Annotated in this window: 20 protein-coding genes; 7 read left to right on the top strand and 13 right to left on the bottom strand. The window is 71.2% G+C overall.

Annotated features, from left to right (window positions below):
* Window positions 1-391 precede the first annotated feature (391 nt).
* A complete protein-coding gene (locus IG05_RS0129670; RefSeq protein ID WP_030347108.1) occupies window positions 392-1,042 on the bottom strand; it encodes a DNA-3-methyladenine glycosylase in 651 nt (216 codons plus the stop codon).
* Between the two features lie 100 nt (window positions 1,043-1,142).
* Here IG05_RS0129670 and IG05_RS0129665 point away from each other — a divergent pair, with 100 nt between their 5' ends.
* From IG05_RS0129665 to IG05_RS0129655, 3 genes are all read left to right on the top strand, one after another.
* Window positions 1,143-1,925, top strand: a complete 783-nt coding sequence (locus IG05_RS0129665) for a sporulation protein (protein ID WP_030347107.1) — start codon at window positions 1,143-1,145, stop codon at window positions 1,923-1,925.
* A gap of 45 nt (window positions 1,926-1,970) precedes the next feature.
* Entirely contained in the window at window positions 1,971-2,510 is a 540-nt protein-coding gene (locus tag IG05_RS0129660; RefSeq protein ID WP_030347106.1) for a YbhB/YbcL family Raf kinase inhibitor-like protein, read from the top strand.
* Window positions 2,511-2,678: 168 nt separating this feature from the next.
* Window positions 2,679-3,185, top strand: coding sequence for an HNH endonuclease (locus IG05_RS0129655; RefSeq protein ID WP_030347105.1), 507 nt, complete (start codon window positions 2,679-2,681; stop codon window positions 3,183-3,185).
* Window positions 3,186-3,307: 122 nt separating this feature from the next.
* Here the strand turns inward: IG05_RS0129655 and IG05_RS0129650 are convergent, their stop codons facing one another.
* From IG05_RS0129650 to IG05_RS0129640, 3 genes are all read right to left on the bottom strand, one after another.
* On the bottom strand, window positions 3,308-4,267 hold the full coding sequence (locus IG05_RS0129650; RefSeq protein ID WP_030347104.1) for an SPFH domain-containing protein: 960 nt from the start codon (window positions 4,265-4,267) through the stop codon (window positions 3,308-3,310).
* Window positions 4,268-4,391: 124 nt separating this feature from the next.
* On the bottom strand, window positions 4,392-4,823 hold the full coding sequence (locus IG05_RS0129645; RefSeq protein WP_030347103.1) for an NfeD family protein: 432 nt from the start codon (window positions 4,821-4,823) through the stop codon (window positions 4,392-4,394).
* A 60-nt stretch (window positions 4,824-4,883) separates the two neighbouring features.
* A complete protein-coding gene (locus tag IG05_RS0129640) occupies window positions 4,884-5,675 on the bottom strand; it encodes an ABC transporter ATP-binding protein (RefSeq protein WP_030347102.1) in 792 nt (263 codons plus the stop codon).
* A 151-nt stretch (window positions 5,676-5,826) separates the two neighbouring features.
* Here IG05_RS0129640 and IG05_RS0129635 point away from each other — a divergent pair, with 151 nt between their 5' ends.
* The gene (locus IG05_RS0129635) at window positions 5,827-6,615 is read left to right on the top strand and encodes a hypothetical protein (RefSeq protein ID WP_078894585.1); all 789 of its coding nucleotides are present in this window, start codon (window positions 5,827-5,829) and stop codon (window positions 6,613-6,615) included.
* 76 nt (window positions 6,616-6,691) lie between these two features.
* Here IG05_RS0129635 and IG05_RS0129630 read toward each other — a convergent pair whose 3' ends face one another.
* From IG05_RS0129630 to IG05_RS0129620, 3 genes are all read right to left on the bottom strand, one after another.
* Entirely contained in the window at window positions 6,692-6,937 is a 246-nt protein-coding gene (locus tag IG05_RS0129630) for a chaplin (protein ID WP_030347100.1), read from the bottom strand.
* A 168-nt stretch (window positions 6,938-7,105) separates the two neighbouring features.
* Window positions 7,106-7,747: a response regulator gene (locus IG05_RS0129625; protein WP_030347099.1), complete on the bottom strand. Its 642-nt coding sequence runs from the start codon at window positions 7,745-7,747 to the stop codon at window positions 7,106-7,108.
* Window positions 7,740-8,885: a GAF domain-containing sensor histidine kinase gene (locus tag IG05_RS0129620; protein ID WP_030347098.1), complete on the bottom strand. Its 1,146-nt coding sequence runs from the start codon at window positions 8,883-8,885 to the stop codon at window positions 7,740-7,742. The genes IG05_RS0129625 and IG05_RS0129620 overlap by 8 nt, the downstream gene beginning before the upstream one ends.
* Window positions 8,886-9,403: 518 nt before the next feature.
* Between IG05_RS0129620 and IG05_RS0129615 the strand changes: the two genes are divergently transcribed.
* On the top strand, window positions 9,404-10,153 hold the full coding sequence (locus IG05_RS0129615; RefSeq protein ID WP_030347097.1) for a transglycosylase SLT domain-containing protein: 750 nt from the start codon (window positions 9,404-9,406) through the stop codon (window positions 10,151-10,153).
* A gap of 99 nt (window positions 10,154-10,252) precedes the next feature.
* Here IG05_RS0129615 and IG05_RS0129610 read toward each other — a convergent pair whose 3' ends face one another.
* Entirely contained in the window at window positions 10,253-12,793 is a 2,541-nt protein-coding gene (locus IG05_RS0129610; protein WP_037814921.1) for an FHA domain-containing protein, read from the bottom strand.
* 355 nt (window positions 12,794-13,148) lie between these two features.
* Between IG05_RS0129610 and serB the strand changes: the two genes are divergently transcribed.
* Window positions 13,149-14,372, top strand: a complete 1,224-nt coding sequence (serB, locus tag IG05_RS0129605; protein WP_030347095.1) for a phosphoserine phosphatase SerB — start codon at window positions 13,149-13,151, stop codon at window positions 14,370-14,372.
* 96 nt (window positions 14,373-14,468) lie between these two features.
* Here the strand turns inward: serB and IG05_RS0129600 are convergent, their stop codons facing one another.
* From IG05_RS0129600 to IG05_RS0129585, 4 genes are all read right to left on the bottom strand, one after another.
* A complete protein-coding gene (locus IG05_RS0129600) occupies window positions 14,469-14,987 on the bottom strand; it encodes a SixA phosphatase family protein (RefSeq protein ID WP_030347094.1) in 519 nt (172 codons plus the stop codon).
* Window positions 14,988-15,065: 78 nt separating this feature from the next.
* Window positions 15,066-15,272 carry a hypothetical protein gene (locus IG05_RS0129595; RefSeq protein ID WP_030347093.1) on the bottom strand — a complete coding sequence of 69 codons (207 nt, stop codon included), beginning with the start codon at window positions 15,270-15,272 and terminating at the stop codon, window positions 15,066-15,068.
* Between the two features lie 173 nt (window positions 15,273-15,445).
* Window positions 15,446-15,565 (bottom strand): SGM_5486 family transporter-associated protein, encoded by a 120-nt coding sequence (locus IG05_RS50060; RefSeq protein WP_107051443.1) that lies wholly within the window; start codon window positions 15,563-15,565, stop codon window positions 15,446-15,448.
* A 57-nt stretch (window positions 15,566-15,622) separates the two neighbouring features.
* A complete protein-coding gene (locus IG05_RS0129585) occupies window positions 15,623-16,945 on the bottom strand; it encodes a CynX/NimT family MFS transporter (protein WP_030347092.1) in 1,323 nt (440 codons plus the stop codon).
* 70 nt (window positions 16,946-17,015) lie between these two features.
* Here IG05_RS0129585 and IG05_RS0129580 point away from each other — a divergent pair, with 70 nt between their 5' ends.
* Window positions 17,016-17,708 carry a FadR/GntR family transcriptional regulator gene (locus IG05_RS0129580; protein ID WP_030347091.1) on the top strand — a complete coding sequence of 231 codons (693 nt, stop codon included), beginning with the start codon at window positions 17,016-17,018 and terminating at the stop codon, window positions 17,706-17,708.
* Here the strand turns inward: IG05_RS0129580 and IG05_RS0129575 are convergent.
* Complete coding sequence (locus IG05_RS0129575; RefSeq protein WP_030347090.1) at window positions 17,686-18,036, bottom strand: hypothetical protein; 351 nt, start codon at window positions 18,034-18,036, stop codon at window positions 17,686-17,688. The two genes, IG05_RS0129580 and IG05_RS0129575, sit on opposite strands and share 23 nt — an antisense overlap.
* Window positions 18,037-18,098: the final 62 nt, after the last annotated feature.

Here is an 18,098-nt window from a genome sequence, read left to right as displayed (position 1 = left end):
ATATCTGGCGTTGATTTTTGGCACGCTGTTGAGTTCTCAAGGAACGGTCGCTTCCTTTGTACTCACCCTCTCGGGCTTTCCTCCGGGCGCTTCCCTTCGATCTTGCGTTTCCGACTCTATCAGATCTTTTCTCGATCCGATTCCCTGTCGGCGGGATTTGTCTCGGGGCTTTTGGCTTTCGCCGTCCGCCCTTTCGACATTCACTACGTTAGCCGATTCCCTCGGGAACTCATAATCGAGTCACGCGAGTTCGATTTCGGGCGCGCGGACGCGCTCGAAACGACCCCGCAGAGGGGTTGGAGCTAGGTAGTGGGTTGGCCGCTCCGGCTGCAGGCGATCGCCGTACCCGGTTCAGCGGCTCGGGATACATTACGCACCTTGCCGGGCCAAGTCAACTTCGGCGGCGCCTGGGCACGTGGGCGCGGTACGGGCTGACCGTCGGGTCGTCGGCGACCCAGTAGCGCCAGGGGTGGAGGTCCCCGTCGCCGCCCTCGCCGGCGACCCCGGTGCGGGGACCGCTGCGCACCTGGCGGGAGGGGACCGGCGTGCCCGTCAGCATCCTCAGGGGCGTCTCGTCGGAGGTGCACGCGTCCGTGCCGTTCAGGGAGCGGTCGACCTCCAGGGCAGTGGCCAGCCGGGCAGGACCCTTGGCCAGTTCCTTGTCGTTCCGGGCCGAAACTCGTCGCTTGCGGGCCAGCTCCGCGCCCTCCACCACTTCTCCCGCGCGGAGCAGTACCGCGCCGGCCCGGCCCTCGGGTCCGCAGACCAGGTTCATGCAGTGCCACATGCCATAGGTGAAGTAGACGTACACGTGTCCGGGCGGCCCGAACATCACTTCGTTGCGCGGGGTGCAGCCGCGGTAGGCGTGCGAGCCGGGGTCGTTCTGGCCGTCGTACGCCTCCACCTCCGTGAGACGGAGGGCGATCGGGCCGTCGGGTGTCGTCCGGACCAGGATGCGGCCGAGGAGATCGGGTGCGACCTCCAGGACCGGGCGGTCGAAGAAGGCTCGGGGCAGTGGCGTACGGTCCGGGGGCGCGATCATGCCCTCCGAGGGTAGTCCAGACGGGGCAGCGTGCCCGCGGAACCGGGCGTCGGCGGATCGCGTTTGTACGGGTCGAGGGTCCATTCGTAAAGGGAGAGTCATGGCGTTCAAGAAGCTGCTCGCGAGCCTGGGGGCCGGCGGGGCGTCGGTCGAGACGGTGCTGACCGAGGTCAACGTCGTACCCGGTGGTGTCGTCCAGGGCGAGGTGCGGATCCAGGGCGGTTCCGTGAACCAGGCCATCGAGGGACTGTCCGTCGGTCTGCAGGCCAAGGTCGAGGTGGAGAGCGGCGACCAGGAGTACAAGCAGGACATCGAGTTCACCAAGGTGCAGCTCGGCGGGGCCTTCGAGCTGCAGGCGGGAGCGGTGCACGCGGTGCCGTTCGGTCTGGAGATCCCCTGGGAGACGCCGGTCACCATGATCGACGGGCAGGCGCTGCGGGGCATGAACATCGGCGTGACCACGGAGCTGGCGATCGCGCGGGCCGTGGACTCCGGCGACCTGGACCCGATCAACGTGCACCCGCTGCCGGCGCAGAAGGCGATCCTGGACGCCTTCATCCAGCTGGGCTTCCGCTTCAAGAGCGCGGACATGGAGCGCGGTCACATCCGGGGCACCCGGCAGCGGCTGCCGTTCTACCAGGAGATCGAGTTCTTCCCGCCGTCGCAGTACCGGGGCCTGAACCAGGTCGAGCTGAGCTTCGTGGCCGACGAGCACGCGATGGACGTCGTCCTGGAGATGGACAAGAAGCCGGGTCTGTTCAGCGAGGGCTCGGACACCTTCCGGTCCTTCCAGGTGGGTCTGAACGACTGGCAGGGGACCGACTGGGCGGCTTACCTCAACCAGTGGCTGTCCGAGGTCGGCAGCAAGCGCAACTGGTTCTAGGCTCGGGAACTGCTGGTTCCAGATCGTCGATCAGGAGGTACCGAGGTGACCGAGCTCAAGCGGCGGCCGCTCCCCCACGATTTCCACCCGCCCGTGCCGTCGTTCACGGTGACGAGTGAGGACATCGAGGAGGGTGCCACGCTGAAGGGCGCCCAGGTGCAGTCGGAGGGCAACACCTCGCCGCAGCTGCGCTGGGAGGGTTTCCCGCCGGAGACCAAGAGCTTCGCCGTGACCTGCTACGACCCCGACGCGCCGACCGGCAGCGGGTTCTGGCACTGGGTGCTGTTCGACATCCCGGCCTCGGTGACGGAGCTGCCCGCGGGTGCGGGCGGCGGCAGGTTCGAGGGGCTGCCCGCGGGCGCCGTGCACGCGCGGAACGACTACGGGACGAAGGACTTCGGCGGTGCCGCGCCGCCGCCCGGGGACGGCCCGCACCGGTACGTGTTCACGGTGTACGCGGTGGACCGGGAGAAGCTGGGCCCGGACGCGGACGCGTCTGCGGCGGTCGTCGGCTTCAACCTGCGGTTCCACACGCTCGCGCGCGCCCAGCTCATCGGTGAGTACGAGAACCCCGCGCAGGGCTGACCCCGGCGTACGGATTCAGCCGAGGGTTCATTGAACGTTTGCCCGCCTCCGGTCTTGGAAGTGATCGGAGGCGGGCGTTTTTTATTGCGTTGTCCATCTCGGCGCGCCCGTCCAGAGTTGATCCGAGCCCGCCGGGGGGTGGGCAGGTGCACACGGGAGGTGGGCTGGATGCGTGACACGTTGGTCCTGAACGCGAGTTTCGAACCGCTGTCGACGGTGACCCTGAACCGAGCCGTGGTCCTGGTACTGCAGGACAAGGCCGTGGTCGAGCAGGCCCACCCCGAACTGCGCATGCGCGGTGCCGATCTGGACATACCCGCGCCCCGGGTGATCAGGCTGTGCCGGTACGTACGGGTGCCGTTTCGAAGACAAGCGCCGTGGTCGCGACGGGGGGTGCTGGTGCGGGACCGGCACCGGTGCGCGTACTGCGGGCGCAGGGCGACGACCGTGGACCACGTGGTGCCGCGCTCCCAGGGCGGGCAGGACACGTGGCTGAACACCGTTGCCGCGTGTGCGGAGGACAACCACCGCAAGGCGAACCGGACTCCGCAGGAGGCCGGGATGGCGCTGCTGCGGGAGCCGTTCGAGCCGACGCCGGCGGATGCGATGCTCCTGGCGCTGGGCGCCGAGGAGTTCGGGGCGCTTCCTGAGTGGCTCGCCCGGGATGCGGCCTAGGCGCCCGCCGACCGCTGCCTGCCGGCGGCTGCCGGTCGTTCGTGGCTGATCGCGCGGTTCCCCGCGCCCCTTCCGGGGCGCGGCAGAACTCCGCGTCGAGGGACTCCGTCAGAGGAACTCCGTCAGTCGATCGACGGCTTCTCGCGGCGCTCCGGGCCGGACGAGTTGCCGTTGCCCGATGAGCCGTTGGTGCCCGAACCTCCGCCCAGGGGGCCGAAGTTGCCCATCGCACCGGAGAGGCCCTTGAGCGCGTCGCCGATCTCGCTGGGCACGATCCAGAGCTTGTTGGCGTCGCCCTCGGCGATCTTGGGGAGCATCTGGAGGTACTGGTAGGACAGCAGCTTCTGGTCGGGGTCGCCGGCGTGGATGGCCTCGAAGACCGTGCGGACGGCCTGGGCCTCGCCCTCGGCGCGCAGGGCCGCCGCCTTGGCCTCACCCTCGGCACGCAGGATCTGGGACTGCTTCTCGCCCTCCGCGGTGAGGATGGCGGCCTGGCGGGTGCCTTCCGCGGTGAGGATCGCGGCGCGCTTGTCACGGTCGGCGCGCATCTGCTTCTCCATCGAGTCCTGGATGGAGGTCGGGGGCTCGATGGCCTTCAGTTCCACGCGGTTGACGCGGATGCCCCACTTGCCGGTGGCCTCGTCGAGGACGCCGCGCAGGGCCGCGTTGATCTCCTCGCGGGAGGTCAGGGTCCGTTCGAGGTCCATGCCGCCGATGATGTTGCGGAGCGTGGTCACCGTCAGCTGCTCGATCGCCTGGATGTAGCTGGCGACCTCGTAGGTGGCGGCCCGGGCGTCGGTGACCTGGTAGTAGATGACCGTGTCGATGTTCACGACCAGGTTGTCCTGGGTGATCACCGGCTGCGGCGGGAACGGTACGACCTGTTCGCGCAGGTCGATGCGGTTGCGGATGGTGTCGATGAACGGGACCACGATGTTGAGGCCCGCGTTCAGCGTCCGCGTGTAGCGGCCGAAGCGCTCGACGATGGCGGCGCTGGCCTGTGGGATGACTTGGATGGTCTTGATCAGGGCGATGAAGACCAACACCACCAGGATGATCAAGACGATGATGACCGGTTCCATCGTCGGCTCCCCGTACCCTTCTCCGCCTCGGCGCCTTCGGCAGATCTCATGACTGTTGAGGATCTTGCTGGTCGAGTCTGTCAGACCGTCGCGCTGCTCGTGCGTGGTTCCCGGCGAGTCGTCCTCAGATGACGATCGCGGTGGCTCCTTCGATGTCCACGACGTCCACCTCCTGGCCCACTTCGTAGGCGCGGCCGGTGTCGAGGGCGCGGGCGGACCAGATCTCTCCGGCGAGCTTGATACGGCCGCCGGACCCGTCGACCCGTTCCAGTACGACGGCCTGTCGGCCCTTCAACGCCTCGATGCCGGTGGCGAGTTGGGGGCGCTGTCTGCCGTGGCGGGCCGCTATGGGCCGGACGACGGCGATGAGGGCGACGGAGACGACGACGAACGTGAGCACCTGGACGACCGTTCCCGAGCCGAGGCCGGAGACGACCGCCGCCGCGACGGCACCCACCGCGAGCATGCCGAACTCCGGCATCGCGGTGACCACGAGCGGGATTCCGAGCGCCGCCGCGCCGACCAGCCACCACACCCATGCGTCGATGTCGTTCACATGGTCATGGTAGGGCCGGGGCCGGGCGGCGGACAGGGCGCGAAGGGGAGAGCGCCGGGGTCAGGACAGGGGCAGGCCCTGCGCGGTCCAGCGGTCGCCGACCTGCTCCACGACGAGCGGGAGGCCGAAGCAGAGGGAGAGGTTGCGGGAGGTGAGTTCCAGCTCGATCGGCCCGGCGGCGAGGACCTTGCCCTGGCGGATCATGAGGACGTGGGTGAAGCCGGGGGCGATCTCCTCGACGTGGTGCGTGACCATGATCATCGAGGGGGCGATGGGGTCACGCGCGAGCCGGCCGAGACGGCGGACCAGGTCCTCGCGGCCGCCGAGGTCGAGGCCGGCGGCGGGCTCGTCGAGGAGGAGCAGCTCGGGGTCGGTCATCAGGGCGCGGGCGATCAGGGTGCGCTTGCGCTCGCCCTCGGAGAGGGTGCCGAACTTCCTCTCCAGGTAGTCGGTCATGCCGAGGCGGTCGAGGAAGGCGCGGGCGCGCCGCTCGTCGACCTCGTCGTACTCCTCCTGCCAGTGGGCGGTCATGCCGTAGGCGGCCGTGAGCACGGTCTCCAGCACGGTCTGGCGCTTGGGGAGCTTGTCGGCCATGGCGATGCCGGCCATGCCGATGCGGGGGCGCAGGTCGAAGACGTCGACCTTGCCGAGGGTGTCGCCGAGGATGGTGGCGGTGCCCTTGCTGGGGAAGAGGTAGCTGGACGCGACGTTCAGGAGAGTGGTCTTGCCGGCGCCGTTGGGACCGAGGATGACCCAGCGCTCGCCCTCCTTCACCGACCAGGAGACCTGGTCCACCAGAGCCCGGCCCTCACGGACCACGGATACGTCCTGAAGCTCCAGAACATCGCTCATGAGCGCGTTGTCTCCCCTTGCAGTGTGGCCGGTCTCGGCTGTCGCGTACGCCTGTGGCTCGGGTCCGCCGCGCCGGTGGGCGCAGCCCTTATGAAATCTACGCCACGAGTGCTCCGCTCCATTCCATCGGTCCGGTCCTTAGGGTGGGGGCATGCTCTCGGAACCGCGTTCAGGACGCCTTGCCGCTTGGGGAAATGCCCTTTTGGCCGGACTTGTCTCTCCGGATGACGCCGTGCTCACCATCGTGGGCGAGGACACGGTGCACCGGGTGGAGGGGCTGCCCGGGGAGTCCGCGCCGGTCGGGCTCACGCTCGCGCTGGGTCGGCTGCGCACGCTGGGCGTGGCCGGGCTGCGGGTGGCGCTGCCCGCGCCGGGGCATCCGCTGGGGCTGAGCGGCCCGCCGGAGTTCAATGCGCGGGCGCTGGAGGCCGAGGAGGCGGTGGTCTGCCACGGGTCCGCGTTCGGGCTGGTGCCCGAGGTGTACGAGGCCGGGCCCGCGGGCGATGTGCACGCCGAGGTGGTGTGGCACGTGCTGCCGGTGCGGGAGGCGCCGCCCGCCGACGTGCCGTCGCTGGGCGAGGCCGAGCGGGAGCTGGCGGAGGCGCTGCGGGACGCCACCGAGGTGCTGTCGAAGCTGGACGTCGCCGGGTCGGGTCCGGTGGCGGAGGCGGCGATCGGCGCGTACCGGGCGCGGGCCGGGCGGGGCCGCGAGGTGCTGGCGCCGGGGTATCCGCCGCGTGCGGTACGGGTGTTGGAGCTGGCGCAGCGGGTGGGGCTGCTGGTGTCGCTGGCCTACGACCACGGGCACGGGGGTGCGGTCAGCTCCGCCGAGATGAGGGCGCGCGCCGAGGCGCTGCGGCCGGTCGAGCGGACGGCCCGGCGGGCACAGGTGGCGGCGTACAACGCGTTCGTGGAGGAGCGGGAGCGCGGCGCTCGGTGATCCGGGTACGGGGGCGGGCGACCTGACAGGCCTCCCGGCGGCTCCGGGAGGCCTGGGGTCGCTGCCGGCCGGGCTTTCAGTGGTTGAGCCCGAGGTTGCCGAAGGCCGGGTTCAGCACGCCGATGACGTTCACGCTGTCGCCGACCGCGTTCACCGGGACGTGCACCGGGACCTGGGCGACGTTGCCCGAGGCGACGCCCGGGGAGCCGGTCGCCGCGCCGGCCGCGTGGGCGCCGCCGTGGGCGGAGGCCAGGCCGGCCCCGGCGGCCACCAGGCCACCGGCCGCCATCGTCACGGCCGCTGCCTTCTTCAGGTTCTTCACTGTCAACCCCTCCTGGTCGTTCCCCGCGGCGATCATCGCGGGACGCATGGAGAACGGCCGGGATCACCGGAGGGTGCGCCACCCGGGTGACATTCCCACGAGAGTATGAATGTCGGCCCGGACCCTGACCCCTCGGGTTGCCGTGGGTGAGGCGTTGGTCAGGGCGTTTCAGCCGGCCACGCCGTGGCGTACGGCCCAGAGCGCGGCCTGGGTGCGGTCGGCGAGGTCGAGCTTCATCAGGATGTTGGAGACGTGCGTCTTGACGGTCTTCTCGGACAGCACGAGGGCGCGGGCTATCTCCCGGTTGGAGCGGCCGTCCGCGATCAGGCCGAGCACCTCGCGCTCCCGCTCGGTCAGCGAGCTGCCTCTGCCCTGACCGGTGCCGGCCTCCTCCTGGGAGAGCAGGGCGTCGGCGACCTCCGGCTGGAGCAGGACGTGCCCGGCGTGCACGGAGCGGATGGCGCCGGCGAGGGCGTCGGGGTCCACGTCCTTGTAGACGTACCCGGCGGCGCCCGCGCGCAGCGCCGGGACGACCGTGCGCTGCTCGGTGAAGCTGGTGACGATCAGCACGCGCGCGGGGTTGTCGAGTTCGCGCAGCCTGCGCAGGGCGCCGATGCCGTCCAGGCCCGGCATCTTGACGTCCATGAGGACGATGTCGGGGCGCAGCTCCTCGGCGCGGGCGACACCCTCGGCGCCGTCGGCGGCCTCGCCGACGACCACGATGTCGTCCTGCACCTCCAGGAAGGTCCGCAGGCCCCGGCGGACGACCTGGTGGTCGTCGACCAGCAGGACCTTGATCGGTTCACCCACCGGGGACCTCCATCTCGATCACGGTGCCCTTGCCGGGCGCCGATTCCACGGTCAGCGTGCCGCCGACCCCGCTCGCCCGGTCCCGCATCGAGACCAGGCCGAGGTGGCGTCCGGCGCGGCGGACGGCCGTGGGGTCGAAGCCGGCGCCGTCGTCGGCGACGCGCAGGACGGCGCCGCAGCCGTGCCGTCCGATGCTCACGTCGACCCGGTCGGCGCCGGAGTGGCGCAGGGCGTTGTGCAGCGCCTCCTGGGCGACCCGGAGCAGGGCCTCCTCCTGGGCGGCGGGCAGGGCACGGAAGCCGTTGCCGGTGAAGGTCACGCGCGCGGTGTGGGCGCGGTCGAGGACCTGGATCTGGGTGCGCAGGGTGGCGATCAGGCCGTCCTCGTCCAGCGCGGCGGGCCGCAGCTCCACGACGGCGGCACGCAGCTCGTCGGCCGCCTCGGCGGCGAGGGAGGCCACCTGGTGCAGTTCTCCCTTGGCGCGGGCGGGGTCGCGGTCGACCAGCGCGGCCGCCGCCTGGGCGGTCAGGCGCAGCGAGAACAGCTTCTGGCTGACCGCGTCGTGCAGTTCGTGGGCGAGGCGGGAGCGTTCCTCGGCGATGGTCAGTTCGCGGCTGCGCTCGTAGAGGCGGGCGTTGGTGAGGGCGATCGCGGCGTGCTGGGCGAGGATGGAGAGCAGTTCCTCGTCGTCCTCGGTGAAGCCGCAGCTCCCCTCCGGCTTGGCGCAGCGCTTGTTCGCCAGGAAGAGCGCCCCGATGACCTCCTCGCCGTCCTTGATCGGCAGGCCCAGGAAGTCGGCCAGGTCGGGGTGGGCACCCGGCCAGCCCTCGAAGCGGGGGTCCTTGCGCACGTCGGCGAGGCGCTCGGCCTTCGCCTCCCGCAGCATCGCGGCGAGGATGCCGTGCTGGCGCGGGAGCGGGCCGATGGCGCGCCACTGCTCCTCACTGACGCCGTCCACGACGAACTGGGCGAAGCCGCCGTGGTCGTCGGGGACGCCGAGGGCGGCGTACTGCGCGTCGAGCAGGTCGCGGGCGGAGGCGACGATCGTCTTGAGGACGTCGCGTACCTCCAGGTGCCTGCTCATGGCCAGCAGCGCGGAACTCACCGCGGCGAGGCCGGACCGGGGGCCTTGACTCATGTCCTCACGGTACCGGCGGGGTGTGACAGCGCGGATCGGCCCTGTGGCGGCGGCACCGGGTCCGCTGGTCCTAGGGCGGGTGGCGTAGGCGGGAGACGGACGCGCGCGGCCCTACGCGCGCGCGTGCAGGCTCGCCCGCGGGCAGCAGGGTGGTGTCGCCGGGCGCGGACCGGCTGCACATGCTCACGCAGCGCGTTGCGGCGGCAACTTTGGGTGAGACGGCCCGGCGTGCCGTGTGACGCCGCGCATAGGGCCCACATCACGTACGAAAGGGCATAGGAGATATACCGCCCCCACATGAACGGGAAAGACGGCCCTGTCTGTCCTGATTTGCCCTTCCCTGATCCACTATCCGGCATCGTACGTCACACCTTTGCCTGGGCATTTTGCGCCCGCTAAGAATGGCTTCCGTCGCTCGGCGCCGCGGGTTTCGGCCCCGCGGCGTTCGTGCGGGAGGAGCCGATTCCCCCGACGGACGCACGAGCGACCTCCGCGCTATCCGAAGAGGTCCATCAGCCATGCCCAAGAACTTCCTCAACCGATCTCATAGTCGTGCGCTGACCAAGCAGCACAAGATCGCCGTCGCCGGTGTCGCCGCCCTCGGCACCGCCGCCGTGGCCCTCTCGGCCGCGCCGAGCAACGCCGACACCGTCACCACCGGTGCCCCGGCCGCCACCGCCCAGGCCGCCACCGCCCAGGTCGCCTCCGGCACCGTCCTGCACAACGTCAAGGGCACGATCACGGACCAGCTCGCCGCCGACATCGTCAAGGTCGACACCTTCGCGGCGCAGAAGAAGGCCGCCGACGCCGCCGCCGCGAAGAAGGCCGCCGCCAAGGCCGCCGCCGACGCCGCCGTCAAGAAGGCCGCGCAGCAGCGCGCCGTCAAGGCCGCCGTCAGCCGCGCCGTGGTGCGCCCGCAGATGCAGACGGTCGCCGCGAAGACGTACTCCAACAACCTCGACGGCTGGATCCGCCAGGCCCTGGACATCATGAAGTCCAAGAACATCCCGGGCAGCTACAGCGGCCTGCACCGCAACATCATGCGGGAGTCCTCCGGCAACCCCCTGGCGATCAACAACTGGGACATCAACGCCATCAACGGCATCCCGTCCAAGGGCCTGCTGCAGGTCATCCCGCCGACCTTCCAGGCCTACCACGTCGCGGGCACGTCCTGGAACATCTACGACCCGGTCGCGAACATCACCGCCGCCGCCAACTACGCGGCCCACCGGTACGGCTCCATCGACAACGTCAACAGCGCGTACTGAGGCCCTGGCGCGGGACCTCTACGACGTGACGCCGAAGGGCGGCACCCCATCTCGGGGGCGCCGCCCTTCGGCGTCGTACCGGCGCTGGACCGGGCGCGGCTACTTGCGCATGACCTCCGGCTCGTGGCGGCGCAGGAAGCGGGCCACGAAGAAGCCGCAGAGCACACCGAGCGCGAGCAGCGCGATCATGTCCCCGGCCCAGGCACCCACCGTGTGGTTCCACAGCGGGTCGTTGTCCCCCGCGGTCTCCGGCGGGCTGATCCGGTTGAAGTCCAGCGTGGCGCCGGACGCGGCGACCGCCCAGCGGGACGGCATCAGGTACGAGAACTCGTTGACGCCGACCGTGCCGTGCAGGGCGAACAGGCAGCCGGTGAAGACGACCTGGATGATCGCGAACATGACCAGCAGCGGCATGGTCTTCTCGGCGGTCTTCACCAGCGAGGAGATGATCAGGCCGAACATCATCGCCGCGAAGCCGAGCCCCATGATCGGCAGGGACAGCTCCAGCAGGGTGGCGTGCCCGAGGACGAGGCCCTTCTCCGGGATCTCACGCCTGCCGAAGCCGATGACGCCGACCAGCAGCCCCTGGAACCCGGTGATCACGCCGAGCACGACCACCTTCGACATCAGGTACGCCGACCGGGACAGGCCCGTGGCGCGCTCCCGCTCGTAGATCACCCGTTCCTTGATCAGCTCACGGACGGAGTTGGCGGCACCGGCGAAGCAGGCGCCCACGGCCAGGATCAGCAGCACCGTGGTGGCCGTGCCGTTGGGCACGATCTGGCCGGTCTGCGGGTTGGGTCCGTTGGGCAGCAGGCCGCGGTCCGGGTGGATCAGCAGGCTGACCGAGCCGATGACGGCCGGCAGCAGCACCATCAGGGCCAGGAAGCCGCGGTCGGAGGCGATGACCGACACGTAGCGCCGCACCAGGGTGACGAACTGGGAGAACCAGCCCTGCGGCTTCGGCGGCCTGATCGCCTGCATCGGCGGCATCTGGACCGCCTGCGGGGCGACCGAGTCGACGTCCGCCGCGTACATCTGGTAGTGCTGCGAGCCCTTCCAGCGGCCCGCCCAGTCGTAGTCGCGGTAGTTCTCGAAGGCGGAGAAGACGTCGGCCCAGCTGTCGTAGCCGAAGAAGTTCAGCGCCTCCTCCGGCGGGCCGAAGTAGGCGACCGCGCCGCCCGGCGCCATCACCAGCAGCTTGTCGCACAGTGCCAGCTCGGCCACCGAGTGGGTGACGACCAGGACCGTACGGCCGTCGTCGGCGAGGCCGCGCAGCAGCTGCATGACGTCGCGGTCCATGCCCGGGTCGAGACCGGAGGTCGGCTCGTCCAGGAAGATCAGCGACGGCTTGGTGAGCAGCTCCAGGGCCACCGACACGCGCTTGCGCTGGCCGCCGGAGAGCGAGGTGACCTTCTTGTCCTTGTGGACGTCGAGCTTCAGCTCGCGCAGCACCTCGTCGATGCGGGCGTCGCGCTCGGCCGCCGTGGTGTCGGCCGGGAAGCGCAGCTTCGCCGCGTACTTCAGGGCCTTCTTGACGGTCAGCTCCTTGTGCAGGATGTCGTCCTGCGGGACCAGACCGATGCGCTGGCGCAGCTCGGCGAACTGCTTGTACAGGTTCCGGTTGTCGTACAGGACCTCGCCCTGGTTGGCGGGCCGGTAGCCGGTGAGCGCCTTGAGCAGGGTGGACTTACCGGAACCGGAGGGCCCGATCACGGCGACCAGCGACTTCTCCGGTACGCCGAAGGAGACGTCCCTCAGGATCTGCTTGCCGCCGTCGACCGTGACGGTCAGATGGCGGGCCGAGAAGGAGACCTCACCGGTGTCGACGAACTCCTCGAGGCGGTCGCCGACGATCCGGAACGTGGAGTGGCCGACGCCGACGATGTCGCTCGGGCCGAGCAGCGCCGAGCCGCCCTTGGCGATCGGCTGGCCGTTGACGTACGTGCCGTTGTGCGAGCCGAGGTCGCGGATCTCGAAGCGGCCGTCGGGCGTGACGTGGAACTCGGCGTGGTTGCGGGAGACCTGCAGGTCGGAGACGACCAGGTCGTTCTCCAGGGCACGTCCGATGCGCATCACGCGGCCGAGCGCGAACTCGTGGAACGTGGTCGGGCTGCGGTCCCCGTGGGCCGGCGGCGCCCCCGCGCCGCCACCGGGCGTCTGCGCGTACGGCTCGGCCGCGCCGGCCTGCTGCTGCGGGAACGCGGTGGGCTGCTGCCGCCAGTCCGGCTGGGGCGCCTGCGGGGTCTGCTGGGCCCAGCCGGGCGCGCCGGCGCCCTGGGCCGCGTACGGCGCCGCCGCCTGCGCCTGCTGTGCCGGGCCGCCGACCGGTGCGGCGGCCGCGGACAGGTTCAGCCGCGGTCCGTCGGCCGCGTTGCCGAGGTGCAGCGCCGAGCCGGGGCCCAGCTCCAGGTGCTGGATCCGCTGCCCCTGCACGTACGTGCCGTTGGTGCTGCCGTGGTCCTCTATGACCCAACTGCGCCCGTTGAAGCTGATCGTGGCGTGCCGCCAGGAGACCCTGGCGTCGTCGAAGACGATGTCCCCCTGCGGATCGCGTCCGAGGATGTATGCCCTGGACGGATCAAGTGTCCAGGTACGTCCGTTTGTTTCGAGTACGAGTTCCGGCACTCCATGCCCCACTGAGTTGTCCCCCGAATTACCCCCGTCGCGGGGAGTCTAGGGATGTCGAACATCGTGGGGAACTATTTCAGGCTCGGCCCCCTGACCGAAACCCGGCCCTTGCCGAGGGGTGCGCGGGGCGCTCCAACTCGCCCTCGCAGGCGCCGCGCCGCACGGAGGCCGTCCCCTGGACCTGCCGTCCGGGGCAACCCGTGGGACCCTCGTGGTGGAGCCGGGCCGGTGCCGCTCCCGCGGGCGGTGACGGTTTCCGGTGGAAAGATCCCTGACGCCGGCCCGGTACCCGCCCGTGGTTCCGTGTCCGTCAGGCGGACCTCGGCGGCGGGAGGCACTGGGTGCCGGATACGGTGGTGACACCATGAGCGCTTCGCAGACCTCCGCTTCGCAGACCTCCGAGGTCCCCACCCTCCTCGTCAAGATCTTCGGCAAGGACAGGCCGGGCATCACGGCCGGTCTCTTCGACACGCTTGCCGCCTACCTCGTCGACGTGGTCGACATCGAGCAGGTCGTCACCCGGGGCCGCCTGGTGCTGTGCGCGCTGATCACGCAGCCGCCGGCCGGCCTGGAAGGTGATCTCAGGGCCACCGTGCACAGCTGGGCCGAGTCGCAGAAGATGCAGGCGGAGATCATCTCCGGGCACGGCGACAACCGTCCGCGCGGTCTCGGACGCTCGCTGGTGACCATGCTCGGCCACCCGCTCACCGCCGAGTCGACGGCGGCCGTCGCCGCGCGGATCGCCAAGGTGGGCGGCAACATCGACCGTATCTTCCGGCTCGCCAAGTACCCGGTGACCGCGGTGGAGTTCGCCGTCTCCGGGGTGGAGACCGAGCCGCTGCGCACGGCCCTGGTGTCCGACGCGGCGGCACTGGGTGTCGACATCGCGGTGGTCGCGGCGGGCCTGCACCGGCGGGCCCAGCGGCTGGTGGTCATGGACGTGGACTCGACCCTGATCCAGGACGAGGTCATCGAGCTGTTCGCCGCGCACGCCGGCTGCGAGGACCAGGTCGCCGAGGTGACGGCAGCGGCGATGCGCGGGGAGCTGGACTTCGAGCAGTCCCTGCACGCGCGCGTGGCGCTGCTGAAGGGGCTGGACGCGTCGGTGGTGGAGAAGGTGCGCGAGGAGGTCCGGCTGACCCCCGGCGCGCGCACGCTGATCCGCACCCTGAAGCGCCTCGGCTACCAAGTGGGCGTGGTGTCCGGCGGCTTCACCCAGGTCACCGACGATCTGAAGGAGCGGCTGGGCCTGGACTTCGCGCAGGCCAACACCCTGGAGATCGTCGACGGGAAGCTGACCGGCCGGGTCACCGGCGAGATCGTGGACCGGGCGGGCAAGGCGCGGCTGCTGCGCCGGTTCGCCGCCGAGGCCGGGGTGCCGCTGTCGCAGACGGTGGCGATCGGCGACGGCGCCAACGACCTGGACATGCTGAACGCGGCCGGGCTGGGCGTGGCCTTCAACGCCAAACCGGTGGTGCGCGAGGCCGCGCACACGGCGGTGAACTTCCCCTTCCTCGACACGGTCCTCTACCTGCTCGGCATCACCCGGGAAGAGGTCGAGGCCGCCGACACGCACGACGAGGACTGAGCGGGCCCCGGGGCCCGCGTCGGGCCACCGGGAGGGCCCGGCACCCTGTGCGGTGCCGGGCCCTTTCCGTCGTCGGCGCTTCGCCCGGGCGCCGGGTCAGTCGGAGGGGGCCCAGTAGTCCGTGAGCCTGGCCACGGCGGGCTCCAGGCTCTTCCAGGGGCCGTCGAAGGTCAGCAGCGCGAAGGCGGCGGCGGGGAAGCCGCGGCGGTTCATCCGTTCGCGGGCGTCGTCCTCGGCCGTGCCCGCCAGGATCTCGGCCAGACCGTGCACCCCGGGGTTGTGGCCGATCAGGATCACCTGGTGCGCCTCGTCCGGGAGCTCGTTGAGCACGGCGATCAGCTCGCCGGGCGAGGCTTCGTAGATCCGCTCCTCGTAGACCGTTTTCGGCCGGTGGGCCAGCTCGTGGACGGCGAGCTTCCAGGTCTCGCGGGTGCGGGTCGCCGTGGAGCACAGGGCCAGGTCGAAGGTGAGGCCGGTGTCGGCCAGCTTGCGTCCGGCGACGGCGGCGTCCGTGCGGCCCCGCTCGGCGAGCGGGCGCTCGTGGTCGGGGACCGGGGGCCAGTCGGCTTTCGCATGCCGGAAGAGGACGATCCTGCGGGGGTCTGCGACGCTCATGGGACCCAGCTTCGCATGAAACAGGCCACCTGGCGCAGGGAGTTGACATGCGGATTCACCGCGCGAGGGGGCTTGCCGTCAGCGCGCGAGGAGCCGCTGGGCGCGCTCCAGGAGGCGCGCTATCGCCGGGTCGCCGCTCGCCGCGTGGGCGTCGGCCGGGTCCAGCACGAGGGCGAGCAGCGCGAGGAACGCGAGGGCGGGCAGCGCCAGCGCCCACCAGGGCAGCCTGATGTCGACGCCGCCCGTGGTGGCCGGGTGGGGCCGGGACTGGATGCGGGTCGGCATGATCGCCTCCGTGGGGCTCCGAGCGGATCCGGGACCGCCGGGTGCGGTCACCTCTCGAAGCTACGGAATCCGGGGCCGCCGGCCCATCCGGACTTCCACCCAGTCGACCCTGAGCCTTTCCCCCTAGGGGATGGTGGTGCCAGCCCCACCGTCGGCGGGGAAGAGCGCCGCCGTCACGGGGACGCGAGGGTCGCCACGATGGCGATGATCACGAAGATGGCGAGGAACGCGCCGAAGACGAGCAGCATCTTCTTCTGGCCGTTCTGCGGGTTCGGGTCGAGCACAGGCTGCATGCGCCCAGTCTCGCACTCCGCGTCCCGCACGGCGGCGCCGGGGCACCCGGGCAGGGGTCAGCGTGTCGCCTCGTCCTCCACCGTGCGGTCGCGGCCCGCCAGGAAACCCACCGCCGTCTGCGGCACCATGAGGGCCGCCATGAGGGCGATCGGCAGCCCCCAGCCGCCGCTCTGCTGGTAGAGCACGCCGACCAGCAGCGGACCGGGGATGGAGATCAGATAGCCGGTGCTCTGCGCGAACGCGGACAGCTGGGCCACGCCCGCCCCGCTGCGGGCCCGCATGCCGACCATGGTCAGCGCGAGCGGGAACGCGCAGTTGGAGACGCCCAGCAGCACCGCCCAGGCCCAGGCACCGCCGGCGGGGGCGAGGTACAGCCCGGCGTACCCGGCGAGGCCGCAGGAGCCCAGGACGAGCACGATCGGCCCCTGGTGGGGCAGCCGGGTGGCGACCCGCGGGATGACGAAGGCCAGCGGCACGCCCATCACCATGGTGACGGCGAGCAGCACGCCCGCGGTGCCCGCGGGGACACCGGCGTCCCGGAAGATCTGCGGCATCCAGCCCATCGTGACGTAGGCACCGGTGGCCTGGAGACCGAAGAAGACGGCGAGCGCCCAGGCGGTGCGGCTGCGGGTGATGCGCAGCGGTGCGTGCTCCGGTGCCGCCTGGCGCTGCGGGTCCTGCGGCCGGGCGGTGCCGCGGTCGCGGACGAGCGGCAGCCAGGGCAGCACGGCCGCGGCGGCGAGGGCCGCCCACACGGCGAGGCCGCCCTGCCAGCCGCCGCCCAGGGCGTCGGTCAGGGGAACGGTCACCGCGGCGGCGACGGAGGTGCCGAGGGCGAGGGCCATCGAGTACAGGCCGGTCATGGAGCCGACCCGGTCGGGGAACCAGCGCTTGACGATGACCGGCATCAGCACGTTGCTGACGGCGATGCCCATCAGGGCGAGGGCACTCGCGGCCAGGAATCCCGCCGTACCGCCCGCGTAGGGCCGTATCAGCAGGCCGGCGGCGATGGCGGCCATGCCGGCGCACACCACGGCGGCCGGCCCGAAGCGGCGGGCCAGCCGGGGCGCGGTGACGCCGAAGACGGCGAAGCACAGCGGGGGCACGGAGGTGAGCAGGCCGGCCACGCTGCCGCTCATGCCGAGCCCGTCGCGGACCTCCTCCAGGAGGGCGCCGAGGCTGGTGATGGCCGGGCGGAGGTTCAGCGCGGAGAGCACGATGCCGACGACGACCAGCCGGACCGTCCACGCGCGCGTGCGGTCCGCGCCGGGTTTCGCCGCCCGGACGGGCGGCACGCCGGCCGTACCGCGCTCGGCCGACGGCATCGCCGTACGGGTGGGCACTGTCCGGGTTTCCTCACTAGCCATGAGACCCATCATAGAATCATGGGATGATTAGTTGTCCATGTCCACGGGTTCCGGGCCCGGGACCGTCGTGCGAAGGTGTGCCATGCCCTTGAGCCACCCGCGCCGGTCGGCGCTGTCCGAACAGGTCATCGCCGCACTGCGCACCCAGATCACCTCGGGCGAGTGGCCGGTCGGCTCGCGCATCCCGACCGAGCCGGAACTGGTCGAGCAGCTCGGGGTCGCGCGCAACACCGTCCGCGAGGCCGTGCGCGCGCTCGCGCACAACGGTCTGCTGGACATCCGCCAGGGCTCGGGCACGTACGTCGTGGCCACCAGCGAGCTGGCCGGTGTGATGCACCGCCGCTTCGCCGGCGCCGACCCTCGGCACATCGCGGAGCTGCGGTCCACGCTGGAGTCGGCCGCGGCGAAGCTCGCCGCCGAACGGCGCACCGAGAAGGACCTCAAGCAGCTGGACACGCTGCTGACGCGGCGCGAGGAGGCCTGGGAGAGCGGCGACGCGGAGGCCTTCGTGGCGGCCGACGCCACCTTCCACCTGGCCGTGGTGGCCGCCTCCCACAACGACGCGATGACCGCGATGTACGCCGACCTCGGCGAGGTGCTGCGGGACTGGCTGCGCGCGGACGTCGGGGCGGAGCTGACGCCGGAGACGCACATGGACCACACGCGCCTGCTCGACGCGATCCGCGCGGGCGACCCGCACGCGGCGGCGGCGGAGGCCGCGAGCTATCCCTTCCTGTGCGATCCCAGCCGGTTCACCGCGCCTTCTGGTGGCTGATCCAGACCGAGCGGACCTCCTTCCAGCACCGGCCGGTGAGCCGTACGGTCATGGCGGCGCCGGCGTCCACCGGGGCGCTGTCGGTGTCGATGTCCCACCAGCGGTCGCATTCGATGTGCAGCCGCACCCGGTCGGTGTCGACGTAGGGGTTGTGGCAGTAGGTCACCACGTGGGAGCCCCGCACGGTCGTGCGGCAGGAGGAGCCGAACCGGCTCGGCGCGGGCGGCTTGCCGTCGCTCACGCGCGCGTGGGACAGCGCGTCGTACGGCAGCGAGAGGACTAGGGCGAGGGCCACGGTCACCGGGGCCAGGCTGCGGGACAGGCGCACAAGGGGACCTCCTCGGCCGGGCAGCGGAGGGACGCGCGGGGGACGGCGTAATCCAGGGTGCG

It is taken from the genome of Streptomyces sp. NRRL S-1022, assembly GCF_000720135.1.
GTDB lineage: Bacteria > Actinomycetota > Actinomycetes > Streptomycetales > Streptomycetaceae > Streptomyces.
This window is presented reverse-complemented; position numbering and strand designations above follow the sequence as displayed.

What these genes read in the sequence shown, in the direction of transcription:
- IG05_RS0129670 (WP_030347108.1), bottom strand. Translation starts at nt 1,042, where the DNA reads ATGATCGCGCCCCCGGACCGTACGCCACTGCCCCGAGCCTTCTTCGAC.
- IG05_RS0129665 (WP_030347107.1), top strand. Translation starts at nt 1,143, where the DNA reads ATGGCGTTCAAGAAGCTGCTCGCGAGCCTGGGGGCCGGCGGGGCGTCG.
- IG05_RS0129655 (WP_030347105.1), top strand. Translation starts at nt 2,679, where the DNA reads ATGCGTGACACGTTGGTCCTGAACGCGAGTTTCGAACCGCTGTCGACG.
- IG05_RS0129650 (WP_030347104.1), bottom strand. Translation starts at nt 4,267, where the DNA reads ATGGAACCGGTCATCATCGTCTTGATCATCCTGGTGGTGTTGGTCTTC.
- IG05_RS0129640 (WP_030347102.1), bottom strand. Translation starts at nt 5,675, where the DNA reads ATGAGCGATGTTCTGGAGCTTCAGGACGTATCCGTGGTCCGTGAGGGC.
- IG05_RS0129635 (WP_078894585.1), top strand. Translation starts at nt 5,827, where the DNA reads ATGCTCTCGGAACCGCGTTCAGGACGCCTTGCCGCTTGGGGAAATGCC.
- IG05_RS0129620 (WP_030347098.1), bottom strand. Translation starts at nt 8,885, where the DNA reads ATGAGTCAAGGCCCCCGGTCCGGCCTCGCCGCGGTGAGTTCCGCGCTG.
- IG05_RS0129615 (WP_030347097.1), top strand. Translation starts at nt 9,404, where the DNA reads ATGCCCAAGAACTTCCTCAACCGATCTCATAGTCGTGCGCTGACCAAG.
- serB (WP_030347095.1), top strand. Translation starts at nt 13,149, where the DNA reads ATGAGCGCTTCGCAGACCTCCGCTTCGCAGACCTCCGAGGTCCCCACC.
- IG05_RS0129600 (WP_030347094.1), bottom strand. Translation starts at nt 14,987, where the DNA reads ATGAGCGTCGCAGACCCCCGCAGGATCGTCCTCTTCCGGCATGCGAAA.
- IG05_RS0129595 (WP_030347093.1), bottom strand. Translation starts at nt 15,272, where the DNA reads ATGCCGACCCGCATCCAGTCCCGGCCCCACCCGGCCACCACGGGCGGC.
- IG05_RS50060 (WP_107051443.1), bottom strand. Translation starts at nt 15,565, where the DNA reads ATGCAGCCTGTGCTCGACCCGAACCCGCAGAACGGCCAGAAGAAGATG.
- IG05_RS0129585 (WP_030347092.1), bottom strand. Translation starts at nt 16,945, where the DNA reads ATGATGGGTCTCATGGCTAGTGAGGAAACCCGGACAGTGCCCACCCGT.
- IG05_RS0129580 (WP_030347091.1), top strand. Translation starts at nt 17,016, where the DNA reads ATGCCCTTGAGCCACCCGCGCCGGTCGGCGCTGTCCGAACAGGTCATC.